The sequence below is a fragment of the Streptomyces sp. NPDC088733 genome, assembly GCF_044751185.1.
GTDB lineage: Bacteria > Actinomycetota > Actinomycetes > Streptomycetales > Streptomycetaceae > Actinacidiphila.
This window is the reverse complement of sequence record NZ_JBIVLH010000003.1, coordinates 536,049-553,778: the sequence shown is the minus strand read 5'-3', so window position 1 is coordinate 553,778 and position 17,730 is coordinate 536,049. Positions and strand designations below refer to the sequence as shown.

Here is a 17,730-nt window from a genome sequence, read left to right as displayed (position 1 = left end):
TCACATCTGCTGGTCCGGCATCCGCCCCACGGTCGCCCGAGGCTCGCGCCCGGCAAAAGTTGCGGTCTGGCTGTGGCAGGAGGGGCACAGGTACCGGAGATTGCCGATCCGGTTGTCGAGCCGGTCACCGTTGACGTGATCGATCTCCAACGCGATGGGCAGGCCCTGCCACACGGGACCCGTGCCGCAGGCGCCGCACACGTAGGCCAGGCCCACTTCCTGCAATGCCCTGTGGAGCTGGCGACGGCTCGTGCGTGGACTGCCGGCGTCGAGCCGCCGCAGGATGTCCTCCGCGGGCTTGCGCCTCTGCGACGGGATGCCGCGGGCGTGCGCCTGCCCCGTGAAGTGCGCGGTGGACAGCCCGTGTTCCGCGATGGCGCGTTTGATCCTCCTCCTGCACGTCCCGTTGTCGGGCAGGCCGAGGCTCCGGATGATGCCGGCGAGGCTCGTCGACCCGTTGACCGCCGCGCGGAGTTCGTCAGAGCCGATCACTCTGGGCCCGCTCGTCGCGGGCTGAGAGAAATGGGAGGTGTCCACGCCGAAATGGGCGAGCCTGCGGGCGATGTGCCGGTAGGCGCTGTCGTACGGGGCCACGTCCAGGTGCTCCAGGATCTCCCGGATGGAACCGCAGCGGGACGTGGCATCCTCGAGGATCTCCTTTGTGTACCTGCGGGGCTGCTTGCGGGGCAGCGGTTCGTCGACGAAATGGCTCGTGTCGATGCCGTAGTGCTTCAATCGCTCCCGCAAATAGCCCAGAGGACCGCTGCCGAGCGGCTGAGCGAGCCGCCGGAGCATGTCGACGAGACTGGTGGACTCCGCCGCACAGCGCGAGAGGGAGGCCCGGGTGTAGCCCGGGCTGTCGTAGAGGCGCGACATCTACCGGACCGCCCCCGGACGCTTTCGGCCGCGATAGGTGTCCGTGGCCGCATGGCAGTTGGGGCAGAGGAGCCGCAGGTTCCCGGGGCGGTTGTCCCACCAGTCCCCGTTCACGTGGTCGACCTCCAGACGCAGGGGCCGGCCGTTCCACTCGGGTCCGGTACCGCACATCGCGCATCTGTCCCGGACGCCGCTGCTGAGCAGATACCGGTGCAGCCGGTGGCTGGCGATGCGTCCGTCCACCGGCGTGCCGAGCACCAGCCGATCCGCCAGCCGAACCCGCGGACGGCGTGGCCCGGCGTTCGGCGTGAAGTGCGAGGTGTCGATGCCCAGTCGGGCGATGCGGCGTCCGATGTGTGCCTGGTTGCCGCCGACCGGGCTGATGCCGAGCCGGCGCACGACGTCCGCGATGCTCGTCGACTCCCGGACGACGGCTCGTAGCCGCTGCTCGGTGTGGCGGACCCCTTCCTGCTCGAAATGCGTGCAGTCGATCTCCCAGGTGGCGAGCAGCTTGCGCAGGTAGGCGCGGCTGCCGTTCGTGGGTGTCCCGCCGAGCGCGGTGATCGTCTCCGACAACGACCGGCAATCCGCGACCGCCCGTTCGACGAGCTCCCGTGTGTACCTGACTGCCACATATCCCCCATGCGATCTGGTGTTGCACTTTCGCACGGAATAATGACCCGTTCGTACGACGGTTACGCCGTCCGGGAAAGGCCGAAGGGCGCCCGGCGCGCGTCGCGCCGGGCGCCCTTCGGGGAGGGCCGGGAGGGCTACGCGTCCTTGAGGACCTGGCGCTGGCGGCCGAGGCCGTCGATCTCGAGCTCGACGACGTCGCCGGCCCGGAGGTACGGCTTGGGCTCGGGGCGGCCGAGGGCGACGCCGGCCGGGGTGCCGGTGTTGATGACGTCTCCGGGGTAGAGGGTCATGAACTGGCTGAGGTAGCGGACCACTTCGGCGACCGGGAAGATCTGGTCGGCCGTGGTGCCGTCCTGCTTGAGGTCGCCGTTGACCCACAGCCGCAAGGCCAGGGCCTGCGGGTCGGGGACGTCGTCGGCGGTGACGAGCCAGGGGCCGAGGGGGTTGAAGGTCTCGCAGTTCTTGCCCTTGTCCCACTGGCCGCCGCGCTCGATCTGGAAGGCGCGTTCGGAGACGTCGTGGGCGACGGTGTAGCCGGCGACGGCGGCGAGGGCCTCCTCGGGGGAGGCGGCGTAGCGCAGTTCGCGGCCGATGACGACGGCGAGTTCGACCTCCCAGTCGGTCTTGAGGCTGCCGCGGGGGACGAGGACGGTGTCGTCGGGGCCGACGACGGTGTCGGGGGCCTTCATGAAGAGGATCGGCTCGCTGGGGATGGCGGCGCCGGTCTCGGTGGCGTGGTCGTGGTAGTTGAGGCCGATGCAGACGATCTTGCCGATGCCGGCGAGCGGGGGGCCGGTGCGCAGGTCGTCGGCGTCGAGGGCGGGCAGGGTGCCGGCTTCGGCGGCCTCGCGGATGCGGTCGAGGGCGGCGGGGTCGGCGAGGAGGGTGCCGTCGATGTCGGGGGTGAGGGCGGACAGGTCGCGCAGGACGCCGTCCTGGTCGAGAAGGGCCGGGCGTTCGGCTCCGGCGGGGCCGACTCGCAGCAGCTTCACGAGACTCTCCGGTGGGTCGAGGGAGGGCGGATGGTTCGTTTCCGATGGGGACGGTCATCGGAGGTCTTGGGTGATCCTCCAGCGGAGGGGGTGCCGCCCGCAACCCCCTGCCCAGGGTGCGGACGGTGCGGCCGGGCGTGCTCGGCGGCGGTCCGGGCGGTGGAGCGTGCGGCGTGTGGAACTCCGAGGCAATGGGCCCGGGGATTCCTCCGATGTCTGGCTGTCGCTATCCCGCGAGGACTCGCGACACCGTGTAGATGACCAGGCCCGCGAGCGCGCCGACGACCGTGCCGTTGATGCGGATGAACTGCAGGTCGCGGCCGACGTTGGCCTCGATCTTGCGGGTGGTCTGCTCGGGGTCCCAGCCGGCGATGGTGTCGGTGATCAGGGCGGTGATCTCGTCCCGGTAGGTGGTGACGACGTAGGTGGCGGCGTCCTCCAGCCAGCCGTCGATCTTGGCGGTGAGCCGGGGGTCCTCGGTCATGCGTGCGCCCAGCGACAGCAGGGACGCGCGGGCGCGCATGCGCAGTTCGCTGTGCTCGTCCTCGGCCGCGGCGACGATCATGCCGCGCACCGAGCCCCATGCGGACTCGATGAGGTCCTGCACTTCGTGGCGTTCGATGAGGTCCTTCTTCAGCCGTTCCACGCGCCTGCGGGTGTCGGGGTCGGACTGGAGCTCGGTGGCGAAGTCGGCGAGGAAGGTGTCGAGGGCGCCGCGTGCCGGGTGTTCGGGCATGTCGCGCATCTCGGCGGTGAAGCGCACCAGTTCCTTGTAGACGCGTTCGCCGACCTTGCGGTCGACGAAGCGCGGGGTCCAGCCGGGCGCGCCGCCCTGGACGGCGTTCATGACGGAGTCGCCGTGCTCGGTGAGCCAGTCGTGGGCGCGTACGCAGACGAGGTCGACCATCCGGCGGTGGCCGCCGTCGGCGACGATGCGTTCCAGCATCTTCCCTATGCCGGGGGCGATCTCCTGGGCGTCGGCGCGGCGGGTGATGGCTTCGCCGACGACGGCCTGGACGTCGGAGTCGCGCAGTACGGTCAGGGCGCCGCGCAGGGCGGCCGCGCCCTGTTCGGTGACGCGTTCGGCGTGTTCGGGGTCCTCGAGCCAGGTGCCGAGGCGGTGGGCGATGCCGACTTTGCGGAGCCGGGTGCGGACGACGGTCTCGGAGAGGAAGTTCTCGCCGACGAAGTCGCCGAGGGTGCGGCCGAGGGCGTCCTTCTTGGTGGGGATGATGGCGGTGTGCGGGATGGGCAGGCCGAGCGGCCTGCGGAAGAGGGCGGTCACGGCGAACCAGTCGGCGAGCGCGCCGACCATGCCGGCCTCGGCGGCGGCGGCGACGTAGCCGCTCCAGGCGCCGGCGCCCGCGGATTCGGCCCATTTGGCGAGGCCGTACACGAGGGTGGCGGCCAGCAGCAGGCCGGTGGCGATCACCTTCATGCGGCGGACGCCGCGCCGCCTGCCCTCGTCGGCGGGGCTGTAGGAGAACGCCGGAGTCGCGTTCTGGCCCGTTCCGGTCACCGGAGTCCTCTCCATCCGTTGCCCTCGTTTCCCTTTTGCGTATTGCGCACGCCACACTCACCAGTTGGAACGAACAACGGGTTCCCGCCGTCCGACAGAGCAGACGGGCAGGTCCGGCGTTCTCCATGGGATCATGAGTGGGGGCGGATCGCGCCGGTTTCCGATACCCCCCTGCCCAGGAGTTGAGCACTGCGTGGCCAGAACGACCGGTTATGCCCTGCTCGCCGCACTCGCCGCCCTGGTGGTGGTCGTTTCGACGGCGATTTTCGTCATCGTCGGCCGTGTGGACGTCTCGGCGCGTACGGGGCGTCCGTCCCTGGCGGCCGGGGGCGCGGGGACCGCCGCGCCGGCGGCCGCGGGTTCGTGGGTCGGTACGTGGTCCGCGGCTCCGGCCGACGGGGAGCCGGGTACGGCGGACGGATACCCCGGATGGTCGATCCGCAACGTGGTGCGCACCAGCGTCGGCGGTGTCTCGGTGCGGGTGCACCTGTCCAATGCGTTCGGTGCCGCGCCGCTGGTGTTCGCGCACGCGAGTGTGGCGCGGTCCGCCGGGGGCGGGGCGGCGGCGGTCCGGGGCACGATGCGGGCGCTGACGTTCGCCGGGCAGGAGTCGGTGACGGTCCCGGTGGGCGGGGGTGTTGTCAGCGACCCGGTGCAACTGGCGGTGCCGGAGCGGGCCGATCTGCTGGTCACGACGTATGCGGCGCTGCCGTCGGGGCCGGTGACGTTCCATCCGGAGGCGCGGCAGATCTCGTTCATGGCGCGGGGGGAGCACACCGGGCAGGTCTCGGGCCGGTCGTTCAGGACGCCGAGCCCGTACTGGCGGTATGTCAGCGCGGTGGACGTCCTCAACGCGCGGGCGGCGGGTTCGGTGGTGTTCCTCGGCGATTCCATCACGGACGGGTTCGCCTCTTCGGTCGGCGCGAACCACCGCTGGCCCGACTACCTGGCGGACCGTCTGTCGGATTCGGCGGATCCGCGGCTGCGGCTGGGTGTCCTCAATGAGGGCATCAGCGGCAACCGGGTGCTGCGCGACGGCTTCGCCGGGTCGGGGCAGGGCGCGTTGCGCCGGCTGGAGCGTGACGCGCTGTCCCAGACGGGGGTGCGCACGATGGTGGTGGAGCTGGGCATCAACGACATCATCCGGCCGCCGCAGCAGGGCAGCGCGGACGCCGTGGTCGCCGGGCTGCGGGAGATCGTGGCGCGCGGTCACGCGCGCGGGATCCGGGTGATCGGCGGGACGCTGCTGCCCTTCGAGGGCCACGGGATGTACGGTCCGGCGACGGAGGCCGTGCGGGAGCGGGTCAACGCGGCGATCCGGGCGGGCACGGTGTACGACGCGGTGATCGACTTCGACAAGGCGCTGCGTGACCCGTACCGTCCGACGAGGATGCTGCCCGGCTACGACTCCGGTGATCATCTGCACCCCGGCGACGCGGGCTACCGCCGGATGGCCGAGGCCGTCCGGCCGGCGCTGCTGCGGGGTTCCGCCGCCACGAAGGTGTGACGGGGGGAGGCCCGGGGGCGGGGCGGGGTGTGCACGGACTTCACGAGCAATTCAAAGGACGGCGATGACGGATCTCGCGGGCGGTCTGCCCGGTTACGCCGAGCGTTTCACCGAGCCCGAGGGCTATCTGGACTTCGCCCGCTACGGGCCGCCCTCGCGGGATGTGCTGGCGGCGACGGCGGCTGCGCTGGCCGAGTCCGCCGAGGCGGATCACACCACCGTCAACGAGCTGATGCGGGCGGAGCCGCGGGCGCGGGCGGCGGCGGGCCGGCTGGCGGGTACGGACGCGGCGCATGTGGCGCTGCTGCCCAATGCCTCGACGGGGTTGTTCCACGCGGCGTTCGGTCTGGCGGGGGGCGCGGTCCTGGTGCCCGCGGCGGACTTCCCGGCGAACCACTATCCGTGGCGGCGCAGTGCGGCTCTGGGCCGTGCGGTGCCGCGCTGGCTGGATGCGGCGCCGACCGCGGACGCGGTGCGGGCGGCCCTGACGGACGAGGTGGTGGCGGTCTCGGTCAGTGCGGTGGACTTCCGTACGGGCTACCGCGCCGATCTGGCGGCGCTGCGCGAGGTGATCGGCGACCGGCTGCTGATCGTCGACGCCATGCAGGCGTTCGGTGTCGCGGAGCTGCCGTGGCAGGCGGCGGACGTCGTGGTCGCGGGCGGCCAGAAGTGGCTGCGGGCGAGCTGGGCGACGGGTTTCGCCGCGTTGTCGGACCGGGCCCTGGAGCGGCTGGAGCCGACGCTCTCGGGCTGGACGGGCGTGACGGACGTCGCGGTCTTCGACGATGTGGAGCATCCGCCGGCGCCCGACGCGCTGCGTTGGAGCATCACCAATCTGAGCCCGGTGACGGCGGCGGCCTTCGCGGTGGCGCTGGAGCTGGTGGAGTCGTCGGGGGTCGCCGCGATCGAGGCGCATGTGGCGCGGCGGGTGGACGAGCTGATCGAGGTGGTGCGCGCGGCGGGCGGCGAGGTGCTGTCGCCGGTGGCGCGGGAGGAGCGGGCGGGCATCGTGTCGTTCGCGGTGCCCGGCACCGATCCGGAGCGGATCGCGAAGGCGCTGCACGAGCAGGGGGTCACGCCGTCGGTGCGGACGGACTCGGTGCGGTTCTCGGCGCACGCGTCGACCACGTCGGGCGCGGTGGAGCGGGTGCGGGCGGCGCTGGGTTCGCTGCGCTGATCCCCCTGGGCTCCCCTTGGGCGGTTGCCGGCGGCGTCACACGGGGGCGCCGCCGGTGGCGTACATGCGGGCGATGACGTCCTCGATGGCGGGTTCGCGCACCGACAGGTCGACGACGCCGTGCCGGGCGGCGAGTTCGGCGACGAGGGGTGCCGCGCTGGCGGTGGCGGGGAAGGCGATCCACTGGCGGGGGCCGTCGACGCGGGCGCAGCGGGCGCCGGGGAGTTCCACGGGCGGCAGTTCGTGTGCGAAGTCGACGACGAGGGTGCGTTCGCTCTCGCCGATGGCGTGCAGTCCGGCGAGGCCGCCGTCGTACATCAGGCGGCCGTGGTCGATGACCATGACGCGGCGGCACAACTGCTCGATGTCGGTGAGGTCGTGGGTGGTGAGCAGGACGGTGGTGCCCTGCTCGGTGTTGACGTCGCGGAGGAACGCGCGGACCTTGGCCTTGCTGACGACGTCGAGGCCGATGGTGGGTTCGTCGAGGTAGAGCACTTCGGGGTCGTGCAGCAGGGCGGCCGCGATGTCGCCGCGCATGCGCTGGCCGAGGGAGAGCTGCCGCACCGGTACGTCCAGCAGCGGGGCGAGGTCGAGCAGTTCGACGCAGCGGCCGAGGTTGCGGCGGTAGCGCGCTGCCTCGATGCGGTACATACGGCGGACCAGTTCGTAGGAGTCGCGCAGGGGCAGGTCCCACCACAAGGTGGTGCGCTGGCCGAAGACGACGCCGATGCGGCGGGCCAGGCGGGCGCGTTCGCGGGAGGGGTCGATGCCGGCGACGCGCAGCCGGCCGGCGCTGGGGGTGAGGATGCCGGTGAGCATTTTGATGGTGGTGGACTTCCCGGCGCCGTTGGGGCCGATGTAGCCGATCATCTCGCCGGCGGGGACGCTGAAGGTGAGGCCGTCGACGGCGCGTACCTGCCGGCGTTCGCGGCGCATCAGGCCGGTCTTGCGGCGGACGTCGAAGACCTTCTCGACCTGGTCGAGTTCGATGACGGGGGTGGTCATGGCGGTATCAGCTCCCGGTGCTCCGGTACGAACGCAGGGCGGTCCGCCACAGGGCGCCGGCGAGCGCGCAGCACGCGGCGGCGACCAGGGGCGGGGCGAAGTCGACCCAGCCGGGCAGGTCGAGGGGGTCCTGGCGGCCGAGGACGCGCAGGGCGGGCAGCCAGTTGACGAAGGCGAGCGGCACGACGAAGGTGACGCCGCGCACGAGGTCCTTGGCGAAGACGGAGGGCGGGTACTGGAGCACGGTGTTGCCGCCGTAGGTGAAGGCGTTCTGCACCTCGGAGGCGTCGCCGGCCCAGAACTGGAAGGCGGCGCCCGCGATGAAGACCGCGGCGAAGATGGCGGCGCCGCTGAGCACGCTGACGGGCAGCAGGACGATCGTCAGCGGGGTCCACGCGATGTCGAGCCGGGCCAGCGCCCAGCCGAGCACGAGCAGCCCCTGGACGACGCGGCCGATGCGGCGCAGCGCGAACCGGTCGGCGGCGACCTGGGCCAGGACGGGCACGGGCCGTACCAGCAGGGTGTCCAGCGTGCCGTCGCGGATGCGGCTGCCGAGCCGTTCCATGCTGCCCATGGCCAGGTCGGCCAGGCCGAGGGAGGTGCCGGCGGTGCCGTAGAGCAGGGCGATTTCGGGGAGGCTCCAGCCGCCGAGGCTGTCCACTTGCGAGAACATCAGCAGGATGACGACGAAGTCCAGTGCGGTGGCGGCGAAGTTGCCGAGCGCGGTCATCACGAAGGACGCGCGGTAGGCCATGGTGGAGCGGATCCACATCCCCACGACGAGTCCGTAGGTGCGCAGTGCCTCAGCCACCTTGGACCACCACCTTGCGGGTCGCGGCGGACTGCAGGAGCCGGCCGGCGCCGAGCAGGGCCACCGCCCAGCCCGCCTGGAAGGCCAGGCTGCCGGCGAGTGCCGTGCCGGTGCTGCGGCCGAGCAGGATGTCGGCGGGGACCTGGAGGAGCGAGGAGAAGGGCAGCGCGCGGGCGACGGCGCCCAGGGCCGCGGGGAAGGCGTTGAGCGGCAGCAGCATGCCGGAGAAGAACATCGTGGCGAGCGAGGCGACGGTGACCACGCCGCTGCCGTCGAGCAGCCAGAAGGCGCTGAGGACCACCAGGTAGCGCAGGGCGAAGCTGACGACGGCCCCGAGGAGCACCGACAGCAGGAAGAACGCCCAGGTGAGGGGTGAGGTGGGCAGGGCGAGGCGGAAGGCGAGGGCGCCGCAGGCCATCGGTACCACGCCGCGGGCGAGCAGTTGGTGGGCGGCCCGGCCGAGGTCGGCGGCGAGCCACCAGGCCTGCAGGTCGGCGGGGCGGGACAGGTCGACGGCGACGTCGCCGCTGCGGATGCGGTCGATGAGTTCGTCCTGGAAGCCGCCGCCCAGCAGTGCGCAGGCGGCGATGAGTGCCTGGCCGGTCCAGACGTACGTCAACGCCATGGACTGGTCGTACCCCCCGAGGTGGGGTCGTTCGTCCCAGAGGGCGATGTAGGTGTAGGCGATGACGAAGCCGTAGACCGTGTTGGTGAAGATCCCGGCCACGGTCGCCGTCCGGTAGGTGGCGTGCCGGCGGAAGCCGCTCGCCGCCACGGCGGCGTACAGGCGCATCCTGCTCCCGACCTTCCCGTTCGTGCCGTTCATGCTGTTCGTGCTGTTCTTGCCGGGCCCGGTCCGTGCCGTCCGGAGCGGGCGCAAGCGCACGACGCTACCGGCCGCCGTCACGCGCTGCCACGGGTTTTTCACTCCGTGGTGGGGTCCGCGGTGTGCTCCAGAGCTGTCACAGCCCTGTCACGGACGCGCGCTATTGCACCGTTTTGTCCCGAAGGTGCGTGAGTGTCCGCCGGGTCGTACGGCACGATTGACCCAAGATGTTCCGCCGCGGCACAACCCTCGGCGGCCGCGGAGGAGTCAGTACAGACATGAGCAGCAGCAACGCTTCCCCCGGCGGCGGGGGAACCGCGCCGTCCGGAAAGAAGCCGAAGCGCACCGGAATCCGCAGACTGATCCCTGGCTGGAAGACGGTGGTCGGCACCTTCCTGCTGGTCGTGCTGGCCTGCGCCGGGGCCTTCGTCATCGGGTACCAGCTGGTGGAGATCCCCAAGGCCAACGCGGGGGCGGTCGCCCAGAGCAACGTGTACCTGTACTCCGACGGCAGCCAGCTGGCACGCGACGGCCAGGTCAACCGGGAGAACGTCGACCTCGGCCAGATCGCCAAAACCGCCCAGTACGCCACGCTCGCCGCGGAGGACCGCAACTTCTACAACGAGTCCGCGGTCAGCCCCAAGGCGATGATCCGCGCGGCCTGGAACACGGTCACCGGCAAGGGCAAGCAGTCCGGTTCGACCATCACCCAGCAGTACGTGAAGAACTACTACCTGAACCAGGACCAGACGGCGGTCCGCAAGGCCAAGGAGTTCTTCATCGCGATCAAGCTCGACCGCGAGAAGAGCAAGAGCGAGATCCTCCAGGGCTACCTCAACACCAGCTACTACGGCCGCAACGCCTATGGCATCCAGGCCGCCGCCCAGGCCTACTTCGGCAAGGACGCCGACCAACTCGGCACGGCCGAGGGCGCCTACCTCGCCACGCTGCTCAACGCCCCCAGCGAGTACGACGTGATCGCCCACCCGGAGAACCGGACGCAGGCGCAGGCCCGCTGGAACTACGTCCTGGACGGCATGGTCAAGGAGGGCTGGCTGAGCGGGACCGAGCGCGCCTCGCTGAGGTTCCCGACCCCGCTGAAGGCCAAGCCCGCCACCAGCCTGTCCGGCCAGCGCGGCTACCTGGTCGAGGCGGTCAAGGACTACCTGGCCTCGGCGCACATCCTCGACGAGGAGACGCTGCGCTCCGGCGGCTACCGCATCACCACGAGCATCGACCGCAAGAAGGAGGACGCCTTCGTCAAGGCGGCCGAGGAGCAGCTCCTGGACAAGCTGGACCCCAAGGCGCACAAGACCGACCAGTACGTGCGGGCCGGCGGTGCCTCGATCGACCCGGCGACGGGGAAGGTCGTCGCCATGTACGGCGGCATCGACTACACCAAGCAGTTCGTCAACAACGCGACGCGCCGCGACTACCAGGTCGGCTCCACCTTCAAGCCGTTCATCTTCGCCTCGGCCGTCCAGAACGACTCGACCACGCAGGGCGGCCGGCGCATCACGCCGTACACGACCTACGACGGCACCAACAAGCGCGAGGTCGTCGGCCCCAACGGCCGCACCGGCTACGCCCCGGCCAACGAGGACGACGTCTCCTACGGGCCGATCACCGTCACCCGCGCCATGGACAAGTCCGTCAACGCCGTCTACGCCCAGATGGCGCAGGACGTCGGCGCGGACGACGTCAACAGCACGGTGCGGGCGCTCGGTGTCCCCGAGCAGGTCAAGCTGGTCAGCACCCCGGCGATGGCGCTCGGCACCATGGAGGCCAGCCCGCTGGACATGGCCCAGGCCTACGCCACGCTCGCCAACCACGGCCGGTACATCCCGTACACCATGGTGGTGAAGGTCACCAAGAACGGCGAGGACCTGAGGCTGCCCGAGCGGGCGCCGCGGCAGGCGGTCAGCCGGGAGGCGGCCGACACCACGACCTCGATCCTGCGCTCGGTGGTGCAGGGCGGCACCGCCACCGCCGCCCAGGCCTCCGGCCGCCCCGCCGCGGGCAAGACCGGCACGGCGGAGGAGGACAAGGCCGCCTGGTTCGCCGGGTACACCCCGAACCTGGCCACCGTGGTCGCCGTGATGGGGCAGGACTCGCAGACCGGCGCCCAGAAGCAGCTGTACGGCACCACCGGCCTGGACCGGGTCAACGGCGGCGGCTTCCCGACGCAGATCTGGGCGCAGTACACCGCGGGCGCGCTGAAGGGCACCCCGGTGGAGGGCTTCCACCTGCGGCTGGAGCCCGGCGCCTCGGAGCCCCCGGCCACCTCGGCCCCGCCGGCCAGCTCCGCCCCGCCGTCCTCCTCGGAGCCCCCGCAGACCCCGTCCGAGCCGCCGGCCACGACCAGTGGGCCGCCGACCTCGTCGGAGCCGCCGCAGTCCCCGTCCGAGCCGCCGGCCAGCAGCTCCCCGCCGCCGAGCGAGGGCGGCCCCGGAGGCGCCGAGCTGCCGATCGGCGGCCCGGTCGGGGGGGACGACGGAGGCGGCGGGGGCGGCTTCCAGTAGCTCAGTGACCGGAGGTCGCCTTCAGCCCGACGACGGCCACCAGCAGCAGGCAGATGAAGAAGACCCGGGCGGCGGTCGCCGGCTCACCGAGCACCACGATGCCGAGCACCGCCGCCCCGGCCGCCCCGATCCCGACCCACACCCCGTAGGCGGTGCCGATCGGCAGCGTCCTCGCCGCGTACGACAGCAGCAGCATGCTGGCGACGATGCCGAACCCGGTGCCCAGGCTCGGCCACAGCCGGGTGAAACCGTCGGTGTACTTCATGCCGACCGACCAGCCGACCTCCAGCAGGCCGGCCAGACACAGCAGGACCCATGCCACGACGAGCACCTCCGTGATCATTGAAGACTCAGGCGGTGCGTCGTCTTTGCATGGGCCCTGGTACGGCGCGTCTCGTCAGGGGGATGAGAGCGACGATAGCAAATCAGAGGTAAAGACCGGTGGAGTCCTCCGAGCCCTGGAGCCGCTCGGCGGCCACCGCGTGCAGGTCCCGCTCCCGCATCAGCACGTAGGCCGTGCCCCGCACCTCGACCTCGGCGCGGTCGTCCGGGTCGAAGAGCACCCGGTCCCCGACCTCCACGGTGCGCACGCTCTGGCCGACGGCGACCACCTCGGCCCAGGCCAGCCGCTTCCCGACGGCCGCCGTGGCGGGGATCAGGATGCCGCCGCCGGAGCGGCGCTCCCCCTCGGGGGTGTCGGAACGGACCAGCACACGGTCGTGGAGCATGCGGATCGGAAGCTTGTCATGCGATGGCGAACTCACAGGTACGACGTTACCGGCGTCGTCTGCGCAGCGAGAGGCCGGCCACCACAGTGACCAGTGCCACGGCCGCCACCGCGACCGGCACGATGCGCTCCACGCGCGGCGCGCCCTCCTCGGTGACGAAGTGCCCCCGGATCTCCGTCACGCCCCGGTTGACCGCCACGTACGCCCGTCCGGCGGTGCGGTCCACGGCCGACGCGACCTTCGCCTTCGTGTCGGCGGCGATCGTCGCCGGGTGCACCCGCACGGCGATCTCGTCCAGGGTGGCGGCCAGCTCCCGCCGCTTCAGGGCGATGTCCGCCTCGATCTGAGCCGGGCTCCTGCCATCCGACACCGTGCAGCCTCCATCGTTGTCTCGACCGGTACCGTGCAGACAGTCTGTCAGTCCGCTCGTGCCGGCGCCCGTCGGCACCCCGAACCGGAGAACTGCACCCATGAGCGAGCGCCTCCAGCCCGGCGACACCGCACCCGCCTTCACCCTGCCCGACGCCGACGGCAACGAGGTCTCCCTCGCCGAGCACGCCGGCCGCAAGGTCATCGTCTACTTCTACCCCGCCGCGCTCACCCCGGGATGCACCAAGCAGGCCTGTGACTTCACCGACAACCTCGACGTCCTCGCGGGCGCCGGCTACGACGTCATCGGCGTCTCGCCCGACAAGCCCGAGAAGCTCGCGAAGTTCCGCGAGAAGGAGTCGCTGAAGGTGACCCTGGTGGCCGACCCCGACAAGTCGGTCCTGACCGCGTACGGCGCCTTCGGCGAGAAGAAGCTGTACGGCAAGGTGGTGACCGGCGTGATCCGCTCCACCGTCGTCGTCGACGAGCACGGCAAGGTCGAGCACGCCTGGTACAACGTCAAGGCCACCGGGCACGTGGCCAAGCTCATCCGCGACCTGGGCGTCTGACGCCCCCTCGGGCCGCCGCGGCGCCACCGGCTCAGGCCCGGGTGTGCGAGCCGGTCAGTGCCGCGTAGACCACGACGTTGGCCGAGTAGCTCTGGGTCGCGCGGTCGAAGGTGCCGCCGCAGGTGATCAGCCGCAGCTCGGGGCGGACGCCCGAGCCGTACACCCGCTCCGGGCGGAAGCCCTCCTTCGGGACGATCTCCACGCCCTCGACGGTGAACTCCGCGACCGAGCCGTCCGAGCGGTTGACCTCCACCAGGGTGCCGGGCGTGACGGTGCTGAGGTTGTAGAACACCGCGGCCCGGGTGCGGGTGTCCACATGGCCGACGACGAGCGCCGCGCCCGCGTCGCCGGGCGCCGGGCCCGCGCCGAACCAGCCCGCCACCCCGGGCGAGGTGAACGGCGGCGGGTCGACGGCCCCGTCGGCGGTGAGCCCGCGCACCACGAGCGGGGCGTCGATGCCGGCCGAGGGGATGCGGATGCTGAGCGGCCGGGCGTGGTGGAGCGGGGTGTGCGCGGCGTAGACCGGGGTGGGGCGCCCGTCCGCCCCGGGCGCGGACGTGGCGGTGACCCCCGGGGCGCCCATGGCGTCCCCGGGGGCCGGGTGGACGTAGCCCTTCAGCCACGCCGCGAAGAGCACGACCGCGGCCGTGGCGGCCGCGACGGTCCGTCCCTGCACCGCTCAGTCCCGGCTGCGGCGCCGGTGCATCACCAGGCCGGCCGCCCCCGCCACGGCCAGCACACCCGCGGCCACGGTGCCCGGCACCCCGGCCGGCTGCGGGGCGGAGGCCGCGTGCCGTGCCACGCCGGCGGCCATGGCACCGCCACCCGCGGGGACCGGTGCGGACGGGAAGCCGCCGTCCCCGGTGCCCTCGCCGACCTCGATCTGGCCCTCGTGCGACTGGCCGTTGCACTCGATGGAGACCTTGTACGAGCCGGACGCCAGCCCGGAGCGCACCACCGCGGAGGCGTACATGCCGCCGTCCGAGGCCGGGGCGAGCCGTACGGGAGCGACGAAGGCGGAGGAGCTGACGGTGCCCGACTGGGCGCGGTCGCACTCCTGGGTGCGGACGTCGACGTCGCCGCCCGGGCCGACGGAACCGGGGTTGACGGTCACACCGCCCCCGCCGACGACACCGCCGCCGCCGACGACGACACCTCCTCCCCCGCCCCCGCCCCCGCCGCCTCCGCCGCCCCCGCCTCCGCCGCGGCCGCCTTCACCACCGTCGTCGTCACGTCCGCCGTTGTCGCGGCCGTTGTCGTCCCGGCCCCCGTTGTCGCGTCCGCCGTTGTCGCGGCCGTTGTCGTCCCGGTTGCCGTTGTCCCGGTTGTTGTCGCGGCCCCCGTTGTCCCGGCTGTTGTCGCGGCCGTTGTCGTCCCGGCCCCCGTTGTCGCGTCCGCCGTCGCCCCGGTCGCCGTTGTCGCGTCCGCCGTCCTGCCTGCCGAAGTCCTGGCGGTCGCCGCCCTGGGCTCCGCCGCCCCCGCCGGCCGCGCGCTCCCACAGCCGGCTGGTGGCGTCCCCGCTCCCGGCCGGGCCGTCGTCCGCGACGGCGACGGGACCGCAGACGGCGATCACCGCCACCGCCGCGGCGGCGCACAGGGGAATGCGGGCGGCGTCCCTGACAGAGCCCATGATGAAAACCTCCACTCACCCGGGCTCACGTTGTCGGATCGGTCGGCCCCGGTACTTCGAAGGTCTCTTTTCTGACGGGCCGCCGCATGCGGGGCTGCTCCGGTCGGGTCAGACGAGGTCCACCAGATCGGCGATGGACTCCACCACACGCGAGGGCCGGTAGGGGAAGCGGTCGATGTCGGCGGGCCGCGTCAGCCCGGTGAGGACCAGGAAGGTCTCCATACCCGCCTCGAGGCCCGCCAGCACGTCGGTGTCCATCCGGTCGCCGATCATCGCGCTGGTCTCGGAGTGCGCCTGGATGGCGTTGAGCCCGGCGCGCATCATCAGCGGATTGGGCTTGCCGACGAAGTACGGGTCCTTGCCGGTGGCCTTGGTGATCAGGGCGGCGACCGAACCGGTGGCGGGCAGCGCGCCCTCGGCCGAGGGGCCGGTCTCGTCGGGGTTGGTGGCGATGAACCGGGAGCCGTTGTTGATCAGCCGGATGGCCTTGGTCAGCGCCTCGAAGCTGTAGGTGCGGGTCTCGCCCAGCACCACGTAGTCCGGCTCGACGTCGGTCAGCACGTAGCCGATGTCGTGCAGCGCGGTGGTCAGGCCCGCCTCGCCGATGACGTACGCGGTGCCGCCGGGCCGCTGCTCGTCCAGGAAGCGGGCGGTGGCCAGCGCGGAGGTCCAGATGTTCTCCACCGGGACGTGCAGGCCCATGCGGGTCAGCCGCGCGTGCAGGTCGCGCTGGGTGTAGATGGAGTTGTTGGTGAGGACCAGGAACGGCTTCCCCGACTCCTTGAGGCGCTTGAGGAACGCGTCGGCGCCGGGGATCGGGGTGCCCTCGTGGATCAGGACTCCGTCCATGTCGGTGAGCCAGGACTCGATCGGCTTGCGTTCTGCCATGGGACGGACTCCTGCGGTGCGGCGGGGTGCTGAGGTGAGGGGGCGCCGGCACGTCGTCGTGCCGGCGCCCCCAGCCTAGTCAGGCGGTGGTGACCTTGACCCCGTCGATGACCCAGTACCAGTTGTTGGCCCCGGTGTAGCGGAAGCGGAAGCTCACGCTGGAGGCGCCCGCCGGGACGGCGACCGTCACGGACTGGGGCTGCGAGACCACGTCGGAGGTGTAGCTCTTGACGGCGGTGGGGGTGCCGCCGTTGAAGGAGGCCAGGATCTGCGCGGTCTGGGCGCCCTCCTGGCGGTAGAAGGTGGTGAAGGACAGCGTGACGCTGCTCCTGCCGGTCACGGCGTACGCGGGGGTGACCAGCGTGGAGTCGTAGCCGCCCGAGTGGGACGTGTCGTCCCACTCGTCGGAGTCGGCGACGGCGAACACCCCGCGGGAGCGGACGTTGAGCTCGCGCCACTGGTCGCGCTGCGAGCGGGACCAGAACTCGTCGGTGGCGAAGGACCAGCCTCGCCACTCGGTGACACCGCCGGTGCCCATCGCGCTGTTCACCACCGACCAGCCGCTGGGGGCGGTGTGCGTGAAGCCCAGGACGGAGGCCGGGATGCCGGTCTCGTCGACCCGGCCGCCCAGCGCGGGCAGCAGCGCGTCGAAGGGGTCGGTGGAGCGCTCCTGCACGGGCTTGCCGTCCAGGCCCCACGCGGGGTCGGGGACGATGCCCAACTGCTGGAAGACGGTGGCCGCGACGTCCACGAGCCGGGTGTCGGCGGGCCGCGCGCCCGCGGCGATCCCCGGCCCCTGCGCCAGGACGAAGGTGCGCCGCTCCTCGACGGTGCTGCCGCCGTGGCCGCCCGCGTCGAGGTGCCCGTGGTCGGTGGCGACGATGACGGTCCAGCGCTCGGAGGCGTACGTGGGGCGGGCCTTGACCGCCGCCAGCAGCCGGCCGACGTAGCCGTCCTGGACGTCGATGGCGTCCAGGTACGTGCTGCTCGCGGCGCCCACCGCGTGCGCGACGACATCGGTGTTGCCGAAGTAGACGAAGGCGACGTCCGGGTTCTGGTCGCGCAGCACGCGCTCGGCGTCGTCGGCGATGTGGGCGTCGTGGAGCGGGTAGCCCTCGGCGTCGCCGTCGTAGACGTTCTTGCCGTCGGCGCCCGCGGTGACGGTGCCCTCGGTGTCCAGCGGCTTCCAGTCGACGGCCGCGTACGTGGACAACTGCGGCCGCACCTGGGCGAGGCGGGCCAGGAAGCCGGGGTAGCGGGTGTAGTTCTTGCCGGCGAAGGTGTTGTCCCTCACCCCGTGCTTGTCGGGCCACACACCGGTGGAGACGGTGGACCAGCCGGGGCCGGAGGACGTGGCGGCCATCGGGGAGGCGTAGAGCAGGCTGAGCCCGTAGGTCCCGTTCGCCATCAGGGACTTCAGGTGCGGCGCCTTGGCGGCGTCGATCCGGTCGTGGCGCAGTCCGTCCATGCCGATGACCAGCACCTTGTCGGAGCTGGTGCCGTTCGGGAGGGTGGGGGCGGCCGCGCGGGCGAGCCCGGCGAGCGGGCCGCCGGCGGCGACCAGGGCGGCGCCTGCGGCGGAGGCGGTGAGCACGGTGCGACGGGACATGCCGTTCGGCATGACGGTCCTCCAGACGAAGGGTCGTGCACGTCGGATGCGGACAGCCGGACGCCC

Annotated in this window: 18 protein-coding genes and 1 riboswitch; of the genes, 4 read left to right on the top strand and 14 right to left on the bottom strand. The window is 72.1% G+C overall.

What is annotated here, in order from left to right:
* The 4 genes from ACIP64_RS08595 to ACIP64_RS08580 form a co-directional block, all read right to left on the bottom strand.
* Window positions 1–876 carry an HNH endonuclease signature motif containing protein gene (locus tag ACIP64_RS08595; protein ID WP_401583103.1) on the bottom strand — a complete coding sequence of 292 codons (876 nt, stop codon included), beginning with the start codon at window positions 874–876 and terminating at the stop codon, window positions 1–3.
* Window positions 877–1,452: an HNH endonuclease gene (locus ACIP64_RS08590; RefSeq protein WP_401583102.1), complete on the bottom strand. Its 576-nt coding sequence runs from the start codon at window positions 1,450–1,452 to the stop codon at window positions 877–879.
* 194 nt (window positions 1,453–1,646) lie between these two features.
* Complete coding sequence (locus tag ACIP64_RS08585; protein WP_401583100.1) at window positions 1,647–2,504, bottom strand: fumarylacetoacetate hydrolase family protein; 858 nt, start codon at window positions 2,502–2,504, stop codon at window positions 1,647–1,649.
* Between the two features lie 226 nt (window positions 2,505–2,730).
* Window positions 2,731–4,038 carry a DUF445 domain-containing protein gene (locus ACIP64_RS08580; protein ID WP_401583098.1) on the bottom strand — a complete coding sequence of 436 codons (1,308 nt, stop codon included), beginning with the start codon at window positions 4,036–4,038 and terminating at the stop codon, window positions 2,731–2,733.
* Between the two features lie 178 nt (window positions 4,039–4,216).
* On the opposite strand from ACIP64_RS08580, the gene ACIP64_RS08575 reads away from it, so the two are divergent.
* Entirely contained in the window at window positions 4,217–5,530 is a 1,314-nt protein-coding gene (locus ACIP64_RS08575) for an SGNH/GDSL hydrolase family protein (RefSeq protein ID WP_401583097.1), read from the top strand.
* Window positions 5,531–5,594: 64 nt separating this feature from the next.
* Window positions 5,595–6,707 (top strand): aminotransferase class V-fold PLP-dependent enzyme, encoded by a 1,113-nt coding sequence (locus tag ACIP64_RS08570; protein ID WP_401583096.1) that lies wholly within the window; start codon window positions 5,595–5,597, stop codon window positions 6,705–6,707.
* Between the two features lie 36 nt (window positions 6,708–6,743).
* Here the strand turns inward: ACIP64_RS08570 and ACIP64_RS08565 are convergent, their stop codons facing one another.
* Genes ACIP64_RS08565 through ACIP64_RS08555 form a run of 3 tightly spaced genes read right to left on the bottom strand, consistent with a single transcriptional unit; the run spans window position 6,744 to window position 9,316 of the window.
* Window positions 6,744–7,712: an ATP-binding cassette domain-containing protein gene (locus ACIP64_RS08565; RefSeq protein WP_401583095.1), complete on the bottom strand. Its 969-nt coding sequence runs from the start codon at window positions 7,710–7,712 to the stop codon at window positions 6,744–6,746.
* 7 nt (window positions 7,713–7,719) lie between these two features.
* Complete coding sequence (locus ACIP64_RS08560) at window positions 7,720–8,523, bottom strand: ABC transporter permease (protein WP_401583093.1); 804 nt, start codon at window positions 8,521–8,523, stop codon at window positions 7,720–7,722.
* Window positions 8,516–9,316: an ABC transporter permease gene (locus tag ACIP64_RS08555; RefSeq protein WP_401583225.1), complete on the bottom strand. Its 801-nt coding sequence runs from the start codon at window positions 9,314–9,316 to the stop codon at window positions 8,516–8,518. The genes ACIP64_RS08560 and ACIP64_RS08555 overlap by 8 nt, the downstream gene beginning before the upstream one ends.
* A 311-nt stretch (window positions 9,317–9,627) precedes the next feature.
* On the opposite strand from ACIP64_RS08555, the gene ACIP64_RS08550 reads away from it, so the two are divergent.
* Complete coding sequence (locus tag ACIP64_RS08550; RefSeq protein ID WP_401583091.1) at window positions 9,628–11,871, top strand: transglycosylase domain-containing protein; 2,244 nt, start codon at window positions 9,628–9,630, stop codon at window positions 11,869–11,871.
* 1 nt (window position 11,872) lies between these two features.
* Here the strand turns inward: ACIP64_RS08550 and ACIP64_RS08545 are convergent, their stop codons facing one another.
* The 3 genes from ACIP64_RS08545 to ACIP64_RS08535 all read right to left on the bottom strand — a co-directional run bounded on the left by ACIP64_RS08545 (window position 11,873) and on the right by ACIP64_RS08535 (window position 12,969).
* Window positions 11,873–12,193, bottom strand: coding sequence for a DMT family transporter (locus ACIP64_RS08545; protein WP_401583224.1), 321 nt, complete (start codon window positions 12,191–12,193; stop codon window positions 11,873–11,875).
* A gap of 34 nt (window positions 12,194–12,227) precedes the next feature.
* A riboswitch (guanidine-III (ykkC-III) riboswitch) is annotated at window positions 12,228–12,289 on the bottom strand.
* A 7-nt stretch (window positions 12,290–12,296) separates the two neighbouring features.
* On the bottom strand, window positions 12,297–12,599 hold the full coding sequence (locus ACIP64_RS08540; RefSeq protein WP_389243518.1) for a GroES family chaperonin: 303 nt from the start codon (window positions 12,597–12,599) through the stop codon (window positions 12,297–12,299).
* Window positions 12,600–12,645: 46 nt separating this feature from the next.
* A complete protein-coding gene (locus ACIP64_RS08535) occupies window positions 12,646–12,969 on the bottom strand; it encodes a DUF3618 domain-containing protein (protein ID WP_360906101.1) in 324 nt (107 codons plus the stop codon).
* Window positions 12,970–13,069: 100 nt separating this feature from the next.
* Here ACIP64_RS08535 and bcp point away from each other — a divergent pair, with 100 nt between their 5' ends.
* A complete protein-coding gene (bcp, locus tag ACIP64_RS08530) occupies window positions 13,070–13,537 on the top strand; it encodes a thioredoxin-dependent thiol peroxidase (RefSeq protein ID WP_401583089.1) in 468 nt (155 codons plus the stop codon).
* Window positions 13,538–13,568: 31 nt separating this feature from the next.
* On the opposite strand, the gene ACIP64_RS08525 is transcribed toward bcp, so the two are convergent.
* The 4 genes from ACIP64_RS08525 to ACIP64_RS08510 form a co-directional block, all read right to left on the bottom strand.
* Entirely contained in the window at window positions 13,569–14,213 is a 645-nt protein-coding gene (locus ACIP64_RS08525; protein WP_401583087.1) for a class F sortase, read from the bottom strand.
* A gap of 3 nt (window positions 14,214–14,216) precedes the next feature.
* Entirely contained in the window at window positions 14,217–15,167 is a 951-nt protein-coding gene (locus tag ACIP64_RS08520; RefSeq protein ID WP_401583086.1) for a hypothetical protein, read from the bottom strand.
* 108 nt (window positions 15,168–15,275) lie between these two features.
* Window positions 15,276–16,055 (bottom strand): HAD-IIA family hydrolase, encoded by a 780-nt coding sequence (locus ACIP64_RS08515; RefSeq protein ID WP_360906097.1) that lies wholly within the window; start codon window positions 16,053–16,055, stop codon window positions 15,276–15,278.
* A gap of 79 nt (window positions 16,056–16,134) precedes the next feature.
* Window positions 16,135–17,676, bottom strand: a complete 1,542-nt coding sequence (locus ACIP64_RS08510; RefSeq protein ID WP_401583083.1) for an alkaline phosphatase family protein — start codon at window positions 17,674–17,676, stop codon at window positions 16,135–16,137.
* Window positions 17,677–17,730 lie beyond the last annotated feature (54 nt).

What these genes read in the sequence shown, in the direction of transcription:
- ACIP64_RS08595 (WP_401583103.1), bottom strand. Translation starts at nt 876, where the DNA reads ATGTCGCGCCTCTACGACAGCCCGGGCTACACCCGGGCCTCCCTCTCG.
- ACIP64_RS08580 (WP_401583098.1), bottom strand. Translation starts at nt 4,038, where the DNA reads ATGGAGAGGACTCCGGTGACCGGAACGGGCCAGAACGCGACTCCGGCG.
- ACIP64_RS08570 (WP_401583096.1), top strand. Translation starts at nt 5,595, where the DNA reads ATGACGGATCTCGCGGGCGGTCTGCCCGGTTACGCCGAGCGTTTCACC.
- ACIP64_RS08565 (WP_401583095.1), bottom strand. Translation starts at nt 7,712, where the DNA reads ATGACCACCCCCGTCATCGAACTCGACCAGGTCGAGAAGGTCTTCGAC.
- ACIP64_RS08555 (WP_401583225.1), bottom strand. Translation starts at nt 9,316, where the DNA reads ATGCGCCTGTACGCCGCCGTGGCGGCGAGCGGCTTCCGCCGGCACGCC.
- ACIP64_RS08550 (WP_401583091.1), top strand. Translation starts at nt 9,628, where the DNA reads ATGAGCAGCAGCAACGCTTCCCCCGGCGGCGGGGGAACCGCGCCGTCC.
- ACIP64_RS08540 (WP_389243518.1), bottom strand. Translation starts at nt 12,599, where the DNA reads ATGCTCCACGACCGTGTGCTGGTCCGTTCCGACACCCCCGAGGGGGAG.
- bcp (WP_401583089.1), top strand. Translation starts at nt 13,070, where the DNA reads ATGAGCGAGCGCCTCCAGCCCGGCGACACCGCACCCGCCTTCACCCTG.
- ACIP64_RS08520 (WP_401583086.1), bottom strand. Translation starts at nt 15,167, where the DNA reads ATGGGCTCTGTCAGGGACGCCGCCCGCATTCCCCTGTGCGCCGCCGCG.
- ACIP64_RS08515 (WP_360906097.1), bottom strand. Translation starts at nt 16,055, where the DNA reads ATGGCAGAACGCAAGCCGATCGAGTCCTGGCTCACCGACATGGACGGA.
- ACIP64_RS08510 (WP_401583083.1), bottom strand. Translation starts at nt 17,676, where the DNA reads ATGCCGAACGGCATGTCCCGTCGCACCGTGCTCACCGCCTCCGCCGCA.